13 protein-coding genes, 1 tRNA gene and 2 pseudogenes are annotated in these 16,361 nt (G+C 66.4%); 12 read left to right on the top strand and 4 right to left on the bottom strand.

What is annotated here, in order from left to right; genetic code table 11:
• Positions 1 to 71: 71 nt before the first annotated feature.
• Positions 72 to 921 (bottom strand): annotated as a pseudogene (locus FOM02_RS00245) (NAD(P)H-dependent glycerol-3-phosphate dehydrogenase); the annotation flags it as partial.
• 1 nt (position 922) lies between these two features.
• Positions 923 to 1,711, bottom strand: a pseudogene (gene tsaD / locus FOM02_RS00240) (tRNA (adenosine(37)-N6)-threonylcarbamoyltransferase complex transferase subunit TsaD); the annotation flags it as partial.
• Between the two features lie 141 nt (positions 1,712 to 1,852).
• On the opposite strand from tsaD, the gene FOM02_RS00235 reads away from it, so the two are divergent.
• From FOM02_RS00235 to FOM02_RS00215, 5 genes are all read left to right on the top strand, one after another.
• A complete protein-coding gene (locus tag FOM02_RS00235) occupies positions 1,853 to 2,599 on the top strand; it encodes a uroporphyrinogen-III synthase (protein ID WP_027561754.1) in 747 nt (248 codons plus the stop codon).
• A 333-nt stretch (positions 2,600 to 2,932) separates the two neighbouring features.
• Positions 2,933 to 3,697 (top strand): COG4223 family protein, encoded by a 765-nt coding sequence (locus tag FOM02_RS00230; RefSeq protein ID WP_416207755.1) that lies wholly within the window; start codon positions 2,933 to 2,935, stop codon positions 3,695 to 3,697.
• A gap of 35 nt (positions 3,698 to 3,732) precedes the next feature.
• Positions 3,733 to 5,544 carry a heme biosynthesis HemY N-terminal domain-containing protein gene (locus tag FOM02_RS00225; protein ID WP_027561756.1) on the top strand — a complete coding sequence of 604 codons (1,812 nt, stop codon included), beginning with the start codon at positions 3,733 to 3,735 and terminating at the stop codon, positions 5,542 to 5,544.
• A 100-nt stretch (positions 5,545 to 5,644) separates the two neighbouring features.
• A tRNA-Thr gene (locus FOM02_RS00220) sits at positions 5,645 to 5,720 on the top strand.
• Between the two features lie 135 nt (positions 5,721 to 5,855).
• A complete protein-coding gene (locus FOM02_RS00215) occupies positions 5,856 to 6,248 on the top strand; it encodes a hypothetical protein (protein ID WP_027561757.1) in 393 nt (130 codons plus the stop codon).
• 132 nt (positions 6,249 to 6,380) lie between these two features.
• Here FOM02_RS00215 and FOM02_RS00210 read toward each other — a convergent pair whose 3' ends face one another.
• Positions 6,381 to 7,442 (bottom strand): polysaccharide deacetylase family protein, encoded by a 1,062-nt coding sequence (locus FOM02_RS00210; RefSeq protein ID WP_027561758.1) that lies wholly within the window; start codon positions 7,440 to 7,442, stop codon positions 6,381 to 6,383.
• Positions 7,443 to 7,695: 253 nt separating this feature from the next.
• On the opposite strand from FOM02_RS00210, the gene FOM02_RS00205 reads away from it, so the two are divergent.
• Positions 7,696 to 8,004, top strand: a complete 309-nt coding sequence (locus FOM02_RS00205) for a hypothetical protein (protein ID WP_027561759.1) — start codon at positions 7,696 to 7,698, stop codon at positions 8,002 to 8,004.
• Between the two features lie 174 nt (positions 8,005 to 8,178).
• Positions 8,179 to 8,394 carry a cysteine rich repeat-containing protein gene (locus FOM02_RS00200; RefSeq protein ID WP_027561760.1) on the top strand — a complete coding sequence of 72 codons (216 nt, stop codon included), beginning with the start codon at positions 8,179 to 8,181 and terminating at the stop codon, positions 8,392 to 8,394.
• A 6-nt stretch (positions 8,395 to 8,400) separates the two neighbouring features.
• Here FOM02_RS00200 and FOM02_RS00195 read toward each other — a convergent pair whose 3' ends face one another.
• A complete protein-coding gene (locus FOM02_RS00195) occupies positions 8,401 to 10,089 on the bottom strand; it encodes an MFS transporter (protein ID WP_027561761.1) in 1,689 nt (562 codons plus the stop codon).
• 148 nt (positions 10,090 to 10,237) lie between these two features.
• Between FOM02_RS00195 and FOM02_RS00190 the strand changes: the two genes are divergently transcribed.
• The 5 genes from FOM02_RS00190 (at position 10,238) to FOM02_RS00170 (ending at position 16,268) form a co-directional block, all read left to right on the top strand.
• Positions 10,238 to 11,608 (top strand): hydrolase, encoded by a 1,371-nt coding sequence (locus tag FOM02_RS00190; RefSeq protein ID WP_027561762.1) that lies wholly within the window; start codon positions 10,238 to 10,240, stop codon positions 11,606 to 11,608.
• Between the two features lie 35 nt (positions 11,609 to 11,643).
• On the top strand, positions 11,644 to 13,014 hold the full coding sequence (locus tag FOM02_RS00185) for a cytochrome P450 (RefSeq protein WP_265441392.1): 1,371 nt from the start codon (positions 11,644 to 11,646) through the stop codon (positions 13,012 to 13,014).
• A 50-nt stretch (positions 13,015 to 13,064) separates the two neighbouring features.
• Positions 13,065 to 14,474 (top strand): adenylate/guanylate cyclase domain-containing protein, encoded by a 1,410-nt coding sequence (locus FOM02_RS00180; protein WP_027561764.1) that lies wholly within the window; start codon positions 13,065 to 13,067, stop codon positions 14,472 to 14,474.
• Between the two features lie 286 nt (positions 14,475 to 14,760).
• The gene (locus FOM02_RS00175) at positions 14,761 to 15,261 is read left to right on the top strand and encodes a TerB family tellurite resistance protein (RefSeq protein WP_027561765.1); all 501 of its coding nucleotides are present in this window, start codon (positions 14,761 to 14,763) and stop codon (positions 15,259 to 15,261) included.
• Positions 15,262 to 15,488: 227 nt separating this feature from the next.
• Positions 15,489 to 16,268: an SDR family NAD(P)-dependent oxidoreductase gene (locus FOM02_RS00170; RefSeq protein ID WP_027561766.1), complete on the top strand. Its 780-nt coding sequence runs from the start codon at positions 15,489 to 15,491 to the stop codon at positions 16,266 to 16,268.
• The last annotated feature ends 93 nt before the right edge of the window (positions 16,269 to 16,361 follow it).

The following is a 16,361-nucleotide window of genomic DNA, read 5'->3' as shown; positions in this document are numbered from 1 at the left end:
GGGATCCTGCGGTGTACCGCTAGGCTAGACCAGCGTGCACAGGCCGTGAAGTACTACCCGACGCTCGGGTGCTATTCCTCGGCCTTGAAGGGCCGCGTCAGCAGCCCTTCGATCGCGGCGTCGATCGTCAGCCGGCCGTCCAGGATGGCGGCGACCGCCTGCGAGACCGGCATGTCGACGTTCCGCGCCGCCGCGAGCTCCACCAGCACCGGCGCGGTGAAGGCACCTTCCGCAAGCTCCGAGCGCGAAATTGCGCGATTGCGCGGTCGAGCAGCTCAGCAAGAGGTCGCCGAGGCCGGAGAGGCCCGAGAGCGTTTCCGTGCGGGCGCCGCAGGCGCGCCCAAACCGCGCCAGCTCGCTGAAGCCGCGCGTGGTCAGTGCGGCGAGCGCTGAGGCGCCGAGGTTGCGGCCGACCACGATGCCGGCGGCAATCGCCAGCACGTTCTTGGCGGCGCCGCCGATCTCGACACCGCGGATGTCGGTGGAGTGATAAGGCCGGAATGTCGGCGAGCCCAGCGCCTGCACCAGCGCGCTCGCCAAGGCTTCGTCCTTCGCCGCCAGTGTCACCGCCGTGGGCAGGCCGCGCGCGACGTCGTCGGCAAAGCTCGGGCCCGACAGGATCGCCGGCTGCGCCTGCGGCGCGGCTTCCGCGATGACGTCAGTCATGAATTTGTGGGTGCCGTGCTCGATGCCCTTGGCGCAGGCAATGATCGGCGCCGGCTTCGCCAGATGCGAGGCGAGCATGTTGACCGCACCGCGCAGATGCTGCGCCGGGGTTGCGATCAGGATCATGTCGGCACGTGCGGCGTCGGCAAGCTCGTGCGTGACGGCGATCTCAGGCGCCAGCTGTACGCCGGGCAGCCGCGGATTGTCGCGGGTCGATGCGATCCGCGCCGCGTGCTCCGCAGTGCGCGCCCACAGCGCGGAACAACTTCAGGCCGACGCTCAATCGGTCGGCGGTCGAATCGAGCACGGCGGCCTGGAAGCTGGCGCAGAGATCGCTGATATCCTGCGGCGTGATCTCAGCCAGCCGGCTCGCTTCGGTGCGCACCGCCGTCTTCAATCCCGACAGCGAGAAATTGGCATCGGGGCGTCCCTGCATCGGCCGCGGGAACGCAAAGCGCGTGGCATCGCCGCTTGCGGCGGCGCGCTCGACCTGCGGTCCGCCGGGATAAGGCAGACCCAACATCTTCGCGACCTTGTCGAAGGCCTCGCCGATCGCGTCGTCGACGGTGGTGCCGAGCCGCACATATTGGCCGACGCCGGTGACCGCGACGATTTGGGTATGACCGCCGGAGGCGAGAAAGAGGCAGTAGGGAAATTCGATCCCATCGGTGAGGCGCGGCGTCAGCGCATGCGCCTCGAGATGATTCACCGCAACCAGCGGCGTGTCGTGCACCATCGCGATCGCCTTCGCGGTGGTGAGCCCGACGATGACGCCCCCGATCAGGCCAGGTCCCGCGGCCGCCGCGACGCCGTCGAGCCGAGTAAAGCCGATGCCGGCCTCGCTCATGGCACGGTCGATGATGCCGTCGAGCAGGTCGACATGCGCGCGCGCGGCGATCTCCGGCACCACGCCGCCGAAGCGAGCGTGTTCCTCGACCTGCGACCGCACGATGTTGGACAAGATCCTGCCGCGCCCATCAGGCGCGCGCTCGATCACGGCCGCGGCGGTCTCGTCGCAGGTGGTTTCGATGCCCAATACCAGCATTGGCGAATTGTTACCCAATTTGCGCTCTTGCGCTCATCCGGAAAGCAGAGTTCTGGTAACGCGGTAGCATTCCGGGGTCGGCTTGCGCAATCGTCACGCTCAGCCGTCCTCGTCAATGCGTCGTGCCCGGGAACACTAGCGATGTCCATTCTTGTCACACGGCCGCATCCTGACAATGAGGCGACCGCGGACAATTTGCGCGCGCGGGGGCATGCGGTGCTGCTCGCGCCGGTGCTCAAGTTCGAACCGGTCGCTTTCCATGACGAGAGCGAGGCGGGCTACGGCGCCATCATCGTGACGTCAGCCAATGCGATCCGTGCCGTGGCGCCGCAGTTACGGGATCTCGGGCTTTTGGAGCTGCCGCTGTTTGCGGTCGGCGAGCATACGGCCGCGGTTGCGCGCGAGACCGGCTTCACGAATGTGATCGTCGCCGGCGGCGATGCTGCTTCCTTGCGCGACAAGGTGATGCAGGGCGCGCGCGAGGAGCTGCTGACGACAAAAACCACGCTGCTTTATCTCGCGGGTGCGGATCTGTCGCGCGATCTCGGCGGCGAGCTCGGTGCCGAAGGATTCAGCGTGGTGACCCAGACGACCTATCGCATGGCGCCGGTCAAAATTCTTCCGCGCGATGTCTGCGACGGATTTGCTGCTCAAGGGATCGAGGCGGTGCTGCATTACTCCCGGCGCAGCGCGCGGGCCTTCCTGGATGCGGCGCGGGACGAAGGCGTTGAAATTTCGGCGTTGGCGATCCCGCAATGCTGCCTGTCCGAGAACGTGGCCGCCGTGCTGCGCGAGGCCGGTGCGTCGCAGGTTCTGGTGGCCGCAACGCCGGACGAAAATGCCTTATTTGATACCTTGGAGCGTGCTTTGAGGACCCGTTTGGCGTAAGAGGTCGGGCCGAATCCGACGCAATCGGGTCCGCTCTGGTATGGAAGTGTGAGGAACCGTCACGATGGCCGACGACAAGCCTGAAGATACAGGATTGGCCCCCGAGTCCGGCCGTGCCAAGCGCACCCCGCCGACCATCGACCTCGAGGCGACTGACGTCTCGACCCAGCCGCAGGAGACGGCGAGTGAGCCTGAAGCTCCGCCGGCGCCGGAGCACGCCGAGCCCGAGCAGGCAGCAGCCGAGCCGGCGCTGCTGACGCCGGAACCGGCCGATCACAAGCGCGCGTCGCCGCGGTCGAAGCCAAGGCGGGCAGGCCCGCCGCCGATCCCGCTATGGCGGCGCGGATCGACGCGCTGGAAAAATCCGCAAGCTCCTTGCGCAGCGACATCGCCAATCTGCGCACGCAGTCCGACAAGACCGCGAGCTCTCTGAATGACGCGAAATCTGCACCAAGCGTTGCCGCGTCCGATCTTGCCGCTCTCAACGACCGCATCGCGCAACTCGAGCGCGCCAGCAGGACCGAAAGAGCCGAGCTTGCGCAGCAGGGCGAGAAGATCGCCGACGCCAAGTCGATGGACGACAAGCCGCTGCGTCATGTGGTGGCAGCGGCCCTGCTCGACGTCGCCGTTCGTCACGGCGATCCCTATCAGTCGCAATTGGCCGCGGCGCGGTCGTTCGCAGCCAAGCCCGACGTGCTGAAGCCGCTCGATGCGTTCGCAGCGAGCGGCATTCCGACGCCGGTCGCGCTGAGCCGCGAGCTGCTCAATATCGTGCCAAAGCTCTCGCCGCCGGCGGAAGCGCCCACCGCGGGTGCCGGCATCGTCGAGCGTCTCCAGGCCGGAGCGTCGAAGCTCGTCCGCATCGAGCGCACCGACGGGGTCGGCAACGATCGCGGCGCGATCGTTGCGCGGGTCACGGCCGCGGCGCTCCGCAACGATTTCGTCGAGGCGCGGCGCGAGCTGAAGACGCTGGCGGAAGCCGATCGCGCGCCGGCGCAGGCCTGGCTCGACAAGGCCGATGCGCGCGACGCCGCGCTCGCGGCCTCACGCAAATTCGCAGACGACGCCATGGCGGATCTCGCCAAGCCTGTTCAATAAGGTTCGCGCAATAATCAGCGCGTATAGGGATCGCCATGCTTCGCATCGTCCTCTTCCTTGTCCTGATTGCGCTGGCAGCGGCCGGCGCGGCCTGGGTTGCCGATCAGCCTGGCGATCTCGTCCTGACCGCAGGCGGTTTCCGGGCCTCGACGACGCTGCCGCGGTTCGTGTTCCTGCTTGGCGTCTTTGCCGCCGTTGTCGTGCTGGTCTGGAGCATCGTGACGATGATCTGGCGCGCGCCCGGACGCCTGCGCCGCCGCGGCCGTGAGAAGCGCCACGCGCGCGGTCGCCACGCCATCACCCATGGCCTGCTCGCGATCGGCCACGGCGATGTCGGGCTCGCGCGCCGTCACGCTGAATCTGCCCGGCGCCTTGCCCCGAACGATCCGCTGGCGCTGCTGCTGCACGCGCAGTCGGCCCAGCTCGAAGGCAATCGCGACGAAGCCCAGCGCGTCTTCCGCGCCATGGCCGAGCGTGAGGATACGCGCCTGCTCGGCCTGCGCGGCCTGTTCATCGAGGCGCAGCGCGCCGACGATGCGGTCGGCGCCGTCATGATCGCGGAGGAAGCGATCAAGCTGTCGCCGTCCTCGACCTGGGCCTCGCATGCCGTGCTCGGCTTCCGCTGTGCGCGCGGCGACTGGAGCGGCGCGCTCGCGATTCTCGACTCCAATCTGGCCTCGGGCCTGATCGACAAGAAGGCCTATCGCCGGCAGCGCGGCGTGCTGCTCACCGCACGCGCGCTGGAACTGGAGACCATGGACCGCGACGTCGCGCGCGAGAGCGTGATGGAGGCGATCAAGCTCGCGCCGACTTTGGTGCCGGCCGCCGTTCTTGCCGCGAAATTCGAAAGCGAGGCGCATCAGGTGCGCCGTTCCATGAAGCTGGTCGAGGCCGCCTGGCTCGCCAATCCGCATCCCGATCTCGCCGACGCCTATGCGCATGTGAAGCTCGGCGATTCCGCGCGGCAGCGCTTGCAGCGGGTCGAGACGCTCGCCGCCAAGACGCCCACCGACAAGGTGGGCCATGTCGAGGGCCAGCTCGCGATCGCGCGTGCCGCGATCGATGCGTCTGAATTCGCGCGGGCGCGCGAGGTGCTGGCGCCTTACGTCAACGATCCGACCCAGCGCGTGGCGCTGCTGATGGCCGAGCTCGAGCGCGCCGAGCACGGCGACAGCGGCCGTGCCCGCGCCTGGACCTTGCGCGCGGTACGTGCCCGCCACGATCCGGCCTGGACCGCGGACGGTTATGTCAGCGACCGCTGGCGTCCGGTCTCCCCGGTCACCGGCCGGCTCGATGCCTTCCAGTGGCAGACGCCGGTCGCGAGCCTTCCGTCCGACAAGGGCACCACGATCGAATCCTCGGCCTTCGAGGAGGCCATGCTGGCCGCCCCGCCCCCGAAGCGGGTGACGGTGGCGCCGACCGAAACCCCGGTGGAACCAGCCGTAATCTCACCGGCTCCGGCGCCGGCCGCGCAGGACAATTCGCCTCCCGAGGCCAAGGAGACCGTCCAGGAACCCATCAAGGAAACCGTCACGGAAGCTCCCAAGGAAGTCGCCGCCAAGGAAGAGCCGGCGGTCGCGCCCGCCGAACGGGTCAAATCGGCCTCCGAGACCGCCGAATCATCGCCGGTTGCGGCAACCCCGGTGTTCCGAACCCGCGCCGACCTCGGCAAGCCTGCGTCCGCGCCGATCCAGGCCGTCATCCCGATCGTCCGTGCGCCGGACGATCCCGGGATCGATGACGAGGGTCCGAGCGATGAATTTACGGAACAAATCGGCACGCCCAAGGGTCACGCCAAGGCGCAGGCCGGCGGCTGGCGCGGATTCTGGTCCCGCTGGGGCGCGTGAGGCGCATTTCGCCTCCCGCTTGTCCTTGCCAATTCGGGCCATGCCCGATATCAGGAGCGCGCGTATCGGGACCGGCATCGCCGAGGTTCCGGCAGGGTTCGCCGCAATAGCTCAGTCGGTAGAGCACGTCATTCGTAATGACGGGGTCGGGGGTTCGAATCCCTCTTGCGGCACCAGCGCCTAGATCCAGATCGCTATCAGGCACCTGCCGACTGCATTCGCGTGCGGCGCCAGCTTCGTGACGTCTATCACATAACCTCGCACCCAACCTCTCCTAGTCTCCGCGTCACGCAAACACGGGGAGATTTCACATGCGCAAGATCATTCTGGTTGCCGCCATGGTGCTGGCCTCCGCATCTGCCCATGCCGGCGACCGCAGCCTGTCGCTGGCCACCGCCAACGAACAGGCCTCGGCTCCGCAAACGACAGTGACGACCACCGCGGCGACGCAGGTCAGCGAAGTTGCGCCGGTCACGGAAGCTCCGAAATATACCGATCGTCCGCCGGCAATTCCTCCGGCACCTGCTCCGACGCCCGCTGCGGCCACCGCTCCGGCCGTGACCACGACGACGTCAGCGCCAGCTGCGACCGTGACCCAGCCTGCGCCGAAGACAACGGCAAAGTCCAACAAGCCGAAGCACAAGCGCGAATGGACCGAGCGCCGCATCATCAGCGAGCTGCATCGTCACGGCATCTACTGGTAAGGCTACGGCTGCATCCTTGCCGTCATGCCCGGGCTTGTCCCGGGCATCCACGAACTTTCTACGCAGGCCCAAGAACGTGGATGGCCGGGACAAGCCCGGCCATGACGCAGGAGGTTTGGATTTGTCCCGAGCTTACTGCGAAACCGTCTGCACCACGCTCGAGATCGGACGCAAGGTCGTGCTGGCGGTCGGCACCTTCAGGTCCTTCATCAGCGCCTCGTCGTATTCCGGCAGCGTCTGAAGCGTCGTCTTGGCCTTGATCTGCACGACCTTGTAGCCGCCGGCCTTGAGCCGCGCGAGCAGCGCCGGCATCGCTTCGCCGGTGTGCTTCTGGAAGTCGTGCATCAGGATGATGCCCTTGCCGAGCTTGTCGAGCCGCGTCATCACCGTCTCGATGATCTTCTCCGGCGTCGCGCCCTTCCGGAAGTCGAAGGAGTCGATGTCGGTCGAGAACATCGCGACGTTGCGGGTGCCGAAATAGCTCACGATCGCCGGGTTGTGCTGAAGCTGAGGGAAGCGGAAGAACGGCGCGGGGTTGGCACCGAGCGCGAATTTCACCGCGCTGATGCCTTTTTCGACCTCGTCCTTGGCCATCTGCTCGGTCATCTTCTTGCCGTTCAGATTGACGTGAGACCAGGTGTGCGTGCCGACCGTGTGGCCCTGGGCCAGCACCTGGCGCAGGATTTCCGGATGATAGGTCGCATGCTTGCCGACCGAGAAGAACAGGCCCTTGGTGCATTCATCCGCGAGCGCCTTCAGCACCGCGGGCGTGTTCACCGGCCACGGACCGTCATCGAAGGTCAGCACGACTTCCTTGTCGGTGAGGAAGTCGAACTGCTTGAAATGATCGAAGCCGAAGCCGGGGCCGCCGGTGGTGTCGATCTCGACCACGCGCGAGACGCCGAGCGCGTTCGGATTGGCGCAGGCTTGCTTCGGCTGCACCGGCATGATCGGTGCCGGCGCAGGCGCGGGTGCCTGGGCAAATGCGGTCGGCTTGGCCGCGACCGTGGCGGTGGTCTCGACGTCGTCCTTGGCGGCGAGCTTCGCCGGTGCCGGAAGCGGATCGGCGGCACGGGCGGCAACTGTCTTGGGAGCGCCCTGGTCGGCGCGCGTGGAATAATAAAACCAACCGCCGGCGGCGATGAGGACCGCGGCAACTACACTGGCCAGCATCAGGCCCAACGCATTACGCATCGCTACTCTTTCCAATTACGCAACCAAACCGGCGGAATCCCCCGCGCGACGAGCCATTAATGCGAAGGAACAGTTAACGTGACACCAACACGACAGCGGATGCGGTGGAATTTCAGTGGGGTGCGCCAAAGTGACCGATGTCACAGAGGGTGGCCTGCCCGTGACCGTCATCACAGTGGAAACTGTTTTGGCGGAGCATCGTAGTTCCCATCAACAACGGGCCCGCTGTCCGCGGTGCCAATGGGAGCTTCAAATGACCAAGTCCATCTCGGCCCAGTCCTTGAGTAGCAAGATTCGCGATACCAGCCTGGCGCTGGGCTTTGCCGCCATCGTCTCGATCGTGTCGACGACCTCGAGCTTCGCCTTCTCGGCCGAAGCCCAGCAGATGTGCACCGGCGATGCCTTCCGCCTCTGCTCGTCGGAAATCCCCAACATTCCGAAGATCACCGCGTGCATGATGAAGCATCGCTCCGATCTGAGCGCCGGCTGCCGCGCGGTGATGGACAAGGACCTCGCCAAGGGCGCTTCACGCAAGGTCGCTGACGCCCAGGACAGTCATTAAGAGAACTTGCAACGCCGCGAGCGTTGCGATCTATGAGCTCCCTACGCGATGCGCCCCGGTATCAACCCGGGGCCACGCGGCGACGAAGATGTCTGCTGCCAATAAAGCCGTTGCGGCTGAGAGATCGTCGCACTAGCTTCGCCCGACTTTCTTTCCGGGTAGAGGCATTACGCGATGACCAGATTTCTTTTCACTGTTTCTTTGCTCCTCTGCGCATCGGCTGCATCCGCGCAACAGCAGCCCGGTCACGATGCCTGCGCGCGTGATGTCAGCCGTCACTGCCGCGCCGTGATGAACAATGGCGATGGTGCCGTGCTCGCCTGTCTCAAGCAGAACCGCTCCCGCCTCAGCAAGGCCTGCGACAAGGTGCTGACCGACCACGGGCAGTGACGAGGCTTACGTACTGCTCCCCGCCGCGGTCGCGACCACCGGCAGCACTTCCTTGCTCGCGCGGTCCGGCGTCTCTTCCTTCCAGCGTACCGAGCCGAACGGCCGTTCCAGCATGCGGCGGACGCGCACCGGCTCGGGGCCGATGTGGAAATCGATCGCCTGCTGATGCAGCGCGCGTTCGGACAGGGTCGAGCGGTTGCGCTGGCGCAAGTAATCGAACCAGGTCGGGCAGTGATAGCGCTCGGTCCACAATTCGGGATCGGCGATGTCGCGTGCGATCGACCAGCCATAGGCGCCGTTGCGCTGCCTCGAGAGCTGCACATCCTGCATCACATTGTGGAAGGCGCGCGCATTCTCCTGGGACACGCGATATTCGATCTCCACCACCAAGGGTCCGCTGCGGCCGGTGATCGACAGCTTCACCTCGGGATCGGCCAGCACGTCGGCATCCTCGTTGCGGGCGCCGACCCGCGGCATCGTCAGCCAGATCCCGAGCAGCGGCGAGAGCAGCATCAGGCCGGCGGCAACCAGCAGCGCGACCTCGACGCCGGCATAGTCGGTGAGATGGCCCCAGCCCCAGGCGCCGATCGCGATGCCGCCGGAGATCGAGGCCTGGAACGCCGCGAGCGAGCGGCCCGCGACCCAGCGCGGCGCCGAGAGCTGCACGCCGATGTTGAACAGCGCGACCGCCGCCATCCAGACTGCGCCGGCGAGCACCAGCGCCGCCGCGGTCAGCACCGGCTCGGTGCTGACGGCAAGCGCGGCCATCGCGAAGGCCATCGAGATGGTGCAGGCGCGGATCGCGGCCTCGCCGCTCATGCGCTTGCGCAATTCGTGGATGTTGAGCGCGCCGACGACGGCGCCCATGCCGAACGCGCCGAGCATGATGCCGTAGGTCTGCGCGCCGCCATGCAGGAGGTCGCGCGCGACCAGCGGCATCAGCGCCATGATGGCGCCGCCGATCAGACCCATCACCAGCGTGCGCAACAGCACGATCTTGATCGGCGGCGAATTGGTGATGTAGCGGAAGCCGGACACCATGGCGCGGTTGAGCTTCTCGCGCGGCAGGCGCGAGGGTTCGACCACGCGCCGCCACAACAGCAGCACCACCAGCAGCGGCAGATAGAGGATCGCATTGCAGGCAAAGGCGGCCACCGCGCCGAGCGCGGCGACGATGACGCCGCCGACCGCCGGACCGAAGCTGCGCGCGATGTTGTAGCTGATGCCGTTCAGCGCGACGGCCGACGGCAATGCTTCGGGCGGCACCTGCTCGCTGACCGAGGATTGCCAGGCCGGACCGAACAGTGCGTTGCCGCTGCCGACGACGAAGCAGAAGGCAAGCAGCGTCTCCGGGGTGATCAGCTTGAGCCCGGCCAGGATCGTCAGCGCGGACGCGCCGGTCAGCGCGATCGCGAGCGAGACCAGGGTGACGATGCGGCGGTCGTACATGTCGGCGATCGCGCCGGCCGGCATCGAGATCAGCATGATCGGCAGCATCAAGGCGGTCTGCACCAGCGCGACCTGGTCGGCCGAGGCCGCCATCTGCGTCATCGCCCAGGCCGCGCCCACGCCCTGGATCAAGAGGCCGAGATTGGAGAGCAGGCTGGCGAGCCAGATGCGCCGGAAGACGGTATACCGCAGCGGCGCGGTAATGCCGTCGGCCGCAATTTTCTGACGGTTCGGCTGCTCGGTCATATCCCCTTCCATATGGGCTGGCAGAAGTGGGCTTGGAGTGGTCTTCGGGTGATTCCGGCAAGACCAGTGATGCCCGCGAAAGTCCTTCGCTGTCCAGTGGTTAGGCCGGTATAAGCAGTGCAAAGATGGGCTTGCCGGGGAGGAACAGATGAAGCTGTCGCGACGGACGATCCTGCAAGGGGTGGGCAGCCTGCCTTTCGCGGTTGCGAGCTTGCGGACGGGGGCGCTGGCCCAGACCGCGCCCGCGGCGCAGAACGTCGAGGTGCCGCCGATCCTGTTCGTCCATGGCAATGGCGACTACGACGCGCTCTGGATGACGACGCTTTGGCGGATGGAATCCAACGGCATCGCGCGTGATCGCATGATGGCGATCAATTTCACTGATCCACTGGCGCGCAGCGACGACAAGGTCGAGCAGGCCGGCCGCTCCTCGACCGAGGACCAGCGCCGCGAGCTTGCCGCCGCCATCGCAGACCTGAAGCGCCGGACTGGCGCTCCTCGCGTGGCGCTGGTCGGCAGCTCGCGCGGTGGCAATGCGATCCGCTACGTCATCAGGAATGGCGGCGCCGGCGATGTCAGCCACGCCGTCTTGTGCGGCACTCCCAATCACGGCGTGTTCGCAACCGACGATCAACTGAACAACGAGTTCAACGGCCGCGGCCCGTTCCTGCGCGGCCTGAACGAGGGCGAGAGCGAGGTGACGCCGGGCACGGCCTTCCTCACCTTGCGCAGCGACGGCATGGACAAATATGCGCAGGCCGACGGCCGCTTCATCGGCAAGCCCGGCACGCCGACCAATGTTACCAACGAGGGGCCGGAGCTGAAGGGCGCCACTAATCTCGTGCTCGGCGCGCTCGACCATCGCGAGGTGGCGTTCCACCCGCGCGCCTTCCGCGAGATCTACAAGTTCATCGCGGGACGCGAGCCGGCGCGGATCGCGATCATGCCGGAGCAGAGCGTCAGGCTGAGCGGCCTCGTCACGGGCACGCCGGGCGGCGCGCCGACCAATCGTCCGGTTGTGGGCGCAACCGTCGATGTCTTCCGCGTCGATCCCCAGACCGGCGAGCGCAATGGCAATGCGGTGCACAGCACGAAGACCGGAGCCGATGGCCGCTGGGGCGTGGCGCAGGTCGATCCTTCATGGTCGCTCGAATTCGTCCTGACCTCGCCGGAGGCGCCCACGACGCACATCTACCGCTCGCCCTTCCCGCGCTCGTCCGACGTCGTGCACCTCAGGCCTGCGCGCCCGCTCGGCCCGGCAGACAAGGATGCCGGCGCGGTCGTGATCATGTCGCGCCCGCGCGGCTATTTCGGCCTGCCGCGGGACGTGGTGCTGTTCGACGGCCAGGAGCCGGCCGACGTCAAGCCGGGCGTGCCCACGGATGCGGCAGCAACCTTGCGTCTTCCCGCCAGCGAGGTTGGGCGTAACATCGTGGCCCAATTTGGCGAAGAACGGATTGTGGCACGGCTCTGGCCTGCCGCCGAGAACAGGATTGCGATTGCCGAGCTGACTTACTAGCTATTGACCTGCGCCATATCTCTCGGGAGGGAGCCATGAATATCGCCAGCGTGCGTCGGCCCATCGTCCCTCCGGCACCGCCGCGTGCGCCCGACTACATGTCGTTCCTCGGCCGGGTCGCCGTGATCAGGCGCAACATGATCGCGACCTGGGGCCAGCGCGCCTATGAGGAAGAGGTCATCAAGGGCCGCTTCTTCCTCCGCAACAGCTTCATCCTGAACCAGCCGGATGCAATCCGGCACGTGCTGCTCAGCAATTACGAGAATTACACGCGCACGCCGGCCGGCATCCGCATGCTGCGCCCCGTGCTCGGCGACGGCCTTCTGATTGCGGAAGGCCATTCCTGGACGTTTCAGCGCCGCACGCTCGCGCCGGCCTTCACGCCGCGCGCGACCGCGAACCTCGTTCCGCACATGACCGCGGTGCTCGACGAGACCATCGCCAAGCTCGATACGCGCACGAGCGAGCCGGTCGATCTGCGCGAGGTCATGCAGCGCATGACGCTGGAGATCGCCGGGCGCACGATGTTCTCGTTCGGCATGGACCGGCACGGGCCGACCTTGCGCAACTTCGTCATGGAATATGCCGATCGGCTGGGACGGCCCTATTTCCTCGACATGGTGCTGCCGGTGTCCTGGCCGACCCCGATGGATCTTGCCCGCGCCCGCTTCCGCAAGCGCTGGACCGAGTTCGTCGCGACGCTGATCGCCGAGCGGCGCGCCGCAGGCAAGAAGGCGGACGCGCCGCCGCGCGACCTGTTCGATCTCATGGACGCCGCGCGCGATCCTGAAACCGGCAAGGGTTTTTCCGACGAGCAGCTCGTCGACGAGGTCGCGACCATGATCCTCGCCGGTCATGAGACCACCGCGACGGCGCTGTTCTGGGCGCTCTATCTGCTCGCGCTCGATCCGGAGACGCAGGAGGAGGTGGCACTCGAGACCCGCGGCGAGCATCTCGACAGCATGACCGACATCGACCGGCAGAAATTCACCCGCGCGGTGATCGAGGAGACGATGCGGCTCTATCCGCCCGCCTTCCTTGTCGCGCGAGCGGCGCGCGAGAAGGACAACGCGGCCGGCGTCGAGATCGGCAAGGGCGACATCATCATGATCGCGCCCTGGCTGCTGCACCGGCACGAGAAGCTGTGGGACCAGCCGAATGCGTTCATTCCAAAGCGCTTCATGTCGGCGGAGGCGCCCGATCGCTTCGCCTATCTGCCGTTCGGCGCGGGGCCGCGCGTCTGCGTCGGCGCGCCGTTCGCGCAGGCCGAATCGGTGCTGGCGCTGGCGCGGCTGATCGGCGCGTTCCGCGTCGAGCTCGCCGATACGACAAATCCAGTGATTCCGCTCGGCGTCGTCACGACCCAGCCGGACCACTCACCCATGTTCCGCATCACGCGTCGGTGACAGGCGATGGCCTGGCCGATGGCGTGATCCAAGAGAGATAGAGTTGCGCCATGAGCGACATCCAGGCCCAGTTTTCCGTTCTGAAGCAGACCGCCGACGCCAAGGTGGTCGATGAGATCGCGCGGATGATCGCGGACGGCGAGGATCACGAGCTCAACCGCGTCAATGTCCTCGACTTCGCGAAGCACCATGGCGTCGACGAAGAGCACGCGATCTCCGCCTTCCTGCACGCGGCGCGGCTCGGATTGTTCGATCTCGGCTGGAACGTGCTGTGCCCCGGCTGCGGCGGCGTGCTGGGCGCCCACACGACGCTGAAGGCGCTCAAGCCGGACGATTATCACTGCGCGCTCTGCGCCTGCGGCTACAAGGCCTCGGTCGACGATCAGGTCGAGGTCTCCTTCACCGTGAATCCGCGCGTCCGGCGCATCGCCGCGCATGCCCCCGATACGCTGCCGGTGTGGGAGTATTTCAAGCAGGTGTTCTGGAGCTCCGGCGTCGACTTCAACAAGGAATCGTTCGCGACGCTGGCCAACGAGGTGACGCTGGATACGATGGAGCTGCCGGCCGGCGAGAAGGCGACGATGTCGCTGCAGCTGCCGAACGACTTCATCATCATCTTCGAGCCGGTGACGCACGCCGCCCAGTTCATCGACGTCCAGGGCGAGCCGACCAAGGATCGCCAGCAGCTCGCCATCATGTACAACAAGGTACAGGCGCCGACCGGGACCACGACGATGCGGCCGGGTCCGCTGCGGCTGTCGCTGGAGAACCAGGCCGGCGTGCGCGTGCTGCCGTCGGTGTTCATCGCGGCCGAGGCACTTCATCATCTCATCGGCAAGCGCAAGCCGTTCCTCACCGCCAAGCGCATGCTGTCGAACCAGACCTTTCGCGACGTGTTCAAGGCAGACAATCTCAGCCTCGATCAGCGGCTCCAGATCACCTCCCTCACCTTCCTGTTCACCGACCTGAAAGGCTCGACCGCGCTCTACGAGCGCGTCGGCGATCTCGCCGCCTTCGATCTCGTGCGCGCGCATTTCCACGCGCTGCTCGAGATCATCTCCTCCGAGAAGGGCGCGGTGGTGAAGACCATCGGCGATGCCGTGATGGCGACCTTCGTCCGTCCCGAGCACGCCATCGTCGCCGGCCTGCGGATGCGCGCGGCGATGGACGAGCTCAACAGGCAGCGCGGCACCGCCGACCTCATCGTCAAGATCGGTATCCACGAAGGGCCATGCCTCGCGGTGATGCTCAACGAGCGGCAGGATTATTTCGGCCAGACCGTCAACATCGCCGCACGCGTGCAGAGCCTCTCGACCGCGCAGGAGATCCACATCACCGGCCCGGTGCTCGATGCCCCAGCGGTCGCCGAGGTGCTGGAGCGGCGCGCGATCAAGCCGATCCAGAAGCAGGCCGCGCTGCGCGGCATCGCCGACAAGATGGTGGTGTACGAGATACCGTGAGAAGCTGACGGCGCTGCCACTATCTCCATCATTGCTTCGTCGCAACGGCTCCTCGCAATGACGTGCGCGCCACACTCTCTCCGCCGTCATACCCGGGCTTGACCCGGGCATCCACGCCTACTCGCGGAAATACGTGGAAAGCCCGGACTTGACGGAGAGAACAGATTGCCGAAACGTAATGCGGCGCGCGGAGCTGCCGCACATTGCGCCGGTTGGGTTTCCCGCTCATATAATGCTGGTCACGGCCGCGCTTGTTGCGGCGTCATCGATTTCGGTAGGACCTTATATGCTCGACGGCCTGCGCCAATTCATCGCCGACATTGTCGCCCCGCATGATCAGAATCGCGCGTTCGCCGACAGCGATTATCGCCTGGCTGCGACGGCGCTGCTGGTCCACGTGGTGTCGCTGGACGGCCAGCCGACGGCGGCCGAGCAGCGCAAGCTGCACAGCCTGATCGAAAGCCATTTCGGGCTCGATCGCGGCACCGCGGACCGGCTGATCGCAGATGCGACCCAGGTCGAAGGCGAGGCGGTCGATCTCTACCATTTCACCAGCGTCATCATGCGCTCGCTCGACGAAGAGGGCCGCAAGCGCATCGTCCGGATGATGTGGGAGCTGGTTTATGCGGACGGCCAGGTCACCGAGTTCGAGGACAACGTCGTCTGGCGCGCCTCCGACCTGCTCGGGATCTCCCAGCGCGACCGCATCGACCTGAAGCATGCCATCGCCGAGCGCGCCGGCGGCCAAAATGGCGGTCAGGTCAAGGACGACGCGATCGGCGGCTGAGCCGCTTAGGCCCGGCGGCCTGCCGGTTGTATCGACCACATGACGAAACTTTAATGTAACCGCCGCCGCGCCGGTGTCGGATTCACCTGCAAATTCCGCAGCTTTCCCGCGCTCCTGCCGCCCGTTCAAGCAGCCATGCTGCCGGCGCCGCTTGCCTGTCGCGCACGGCCTATGCTCTCGTTCCGCCATTGCGGGGCCAAAACACTTCAATTCAAGAGACGTCGATCGTGACTGAGCGGGTAACGTTGATCACCGGTGCCTCGGCGGGAATAGGTACGGAGCTGGCGCGCGTGTTCGCCGCCAATGGCCACCGCCTTGCTTTGACGGCGCGACGGGCGGACCGGCTCGAGGCCCTTGCGAACGAGCTGTCCGCGAAGTGCGGCAAGAAGCCGATCGTGATCGCCTGCGATCTCCAGGACAACGACGCTGGCGAGAGGATCGCCGCGGCGCTTGCGGCCGAAGGTGTCGAGCTCGACCATCTCGTCAACAACGCCGGCTTCGGCGTGTTCGGCGATGCCATCGAGCGCGACCGCGACGAGCAGGTCGGCATCGTCGACGTCAACGTCCGCGCCTTGACCGATCTGTCGTTGCGCTTTGCCGATCAGCTGATCAGGAACAAGGGCGGTCTGCTCAATGTCGGATCGGTCGCGGGCTTCCTGCCGGGCCCCGGCATGGCCGTCTACTACGCGTCGAAGGCCTATGTGATTTCCCTCACCGAAGCCTTGCGGGCGGAGCTCGCGCCGCGCGGCGTTCGCGTCACCGTGCTTTGCCCGGGTCCGGTGCCGACCGAATTCCAGGCGCGCGCCGGCGTCGGCTCCGGCCATGATACGGCCCTGCTCAATGTGTCGGCCACTGAGGTTGCGCGTGAGGCCTATCGCGGCCTGATGGCCAACAAACGGGCAGTACTGCCCGGCCTCGGCATCAAGATCGTGCCGTTCGCGCTGCGATTCTTCCCGCGCGGCTTCATCCTGTCGGCCACCAGCCGGTTTCAGCGCCAGCGGCATTGAAGAAGCCCCGTAGTGGCCCGGAGCTTGCTTTAATCTCGAGGCGTGTGTGCGCGAACTCACACGATGTTAACCTTCGCTTAGCTATGCTGGCGA

This window comes from Bradyrhizobium sp. SEMIA, from assembly GCF_014844175.1.
Taxonomy (GTDB): Bacteria; Pseudomonadota; Alphaproteobacteria; order Rhizobiales; family Xanthobacteraceae; genus Bradyrhizobium; species Bradyrhizobium arachidis.
The sequence above is the reverse complement of the archived record's forward strand: the minus strand, read 5'-3'. Positions and strand labels throughout refer to the sequence as shown.

What these genes read in the sequence shown, in the direction of transcription:
- FOM02_RS00235 (WP_027561754.1), top strand. Translation starts at nt 1,853, where the DNA reads ATGTCCATTCTTGTCACACGGCCGCATCCTGACAATGAGGCGACCGCG.
- FOM02_RS00230 (WP_416207755.1), top strand. Translation starts at nt 2,933, where the DNA reads ATGGCGGCGCGGATCGACGCGCTGGAAAAATCCGCAAGCTCCTTGCGC.
- FOM02_RS00225 (WP_027561756.1), top strand. Translation starts at nt 3,733, where the DNA reads ATGCTTCGCATCGTCCTCTTCCTTGTCCTGATTGCGCTGGCAGCGGCC.
- FOM02_RS00215 (WP_027561757.1), top strand. Translation starts at nt 5,856, where the DNA reads ATGCGCAAGATCATTCTGGTTGCCGCCATGGTGCTGGCCTCCGCATCT.
- FOM02_RS00210 (WP_027561758.1), bottom strand. Translation starts at nt 7,442, where the DNA reads ATGCGTAATGCGTTGGGCCTGATGCTGGCCAGTGTAGTTGCCGCGGTC.
- FOM02_RS00205 (WP_027561759.1), top strand. Translation starts at nt 7,696, where the DNA reads ATGACCAAGTCCATCTCGGCCCAGTCCTTGAGTAGCAAGATTCGCGAT.
- FOM02_RS00200 (WP_027561760.1), top strand. Translation starts at nt 8,179, where the DNA reads ATGACCAGATTTCTTTTCACTGTTTCTTTGCTCCTCTGCGCATCGGCT.
- FOM02_RS00195 (WP_027561761.1), bottom strand. Translation starts at nt 10,089, where the DNA reads ATGACCGAGCAGCCGAACCGTCAGAAAATTGCGGCCGACGGCATTACC.
- FOM02_RS00190 (WP_027561762.1), top strand. Translation starts at nt 10,238, where the DNA reads ATGAAGCTGTCGCGACGGACGATCCTGCAAGGGGTGGGCAGCCTGCCT.
- FOM02_RS00185 (WP_265441392.1), top strand. Translation starts at nt 11,644, where the DNA reads ATGAATATCGCCAGCGTGCGTCGGCCCATCGTCCCTCCGGCACCGCCG.
- FOM02_RS00180 (WP_027561764.1), top strand. Translation starts at nt 13,065, where the DNA reads ATGAGCGACATCCAGGCCCAGTTTTCCGTTCTGAAGCAGACCGCCGAC.
- FOM02_RS00175 (WP_027561765.1), top strand. Translation starts at nt 14,761, where the DNA reads ATGCTCGACGGCCTGCGCCAATTCATCGCCGACATTGTCGCCCCGCAT.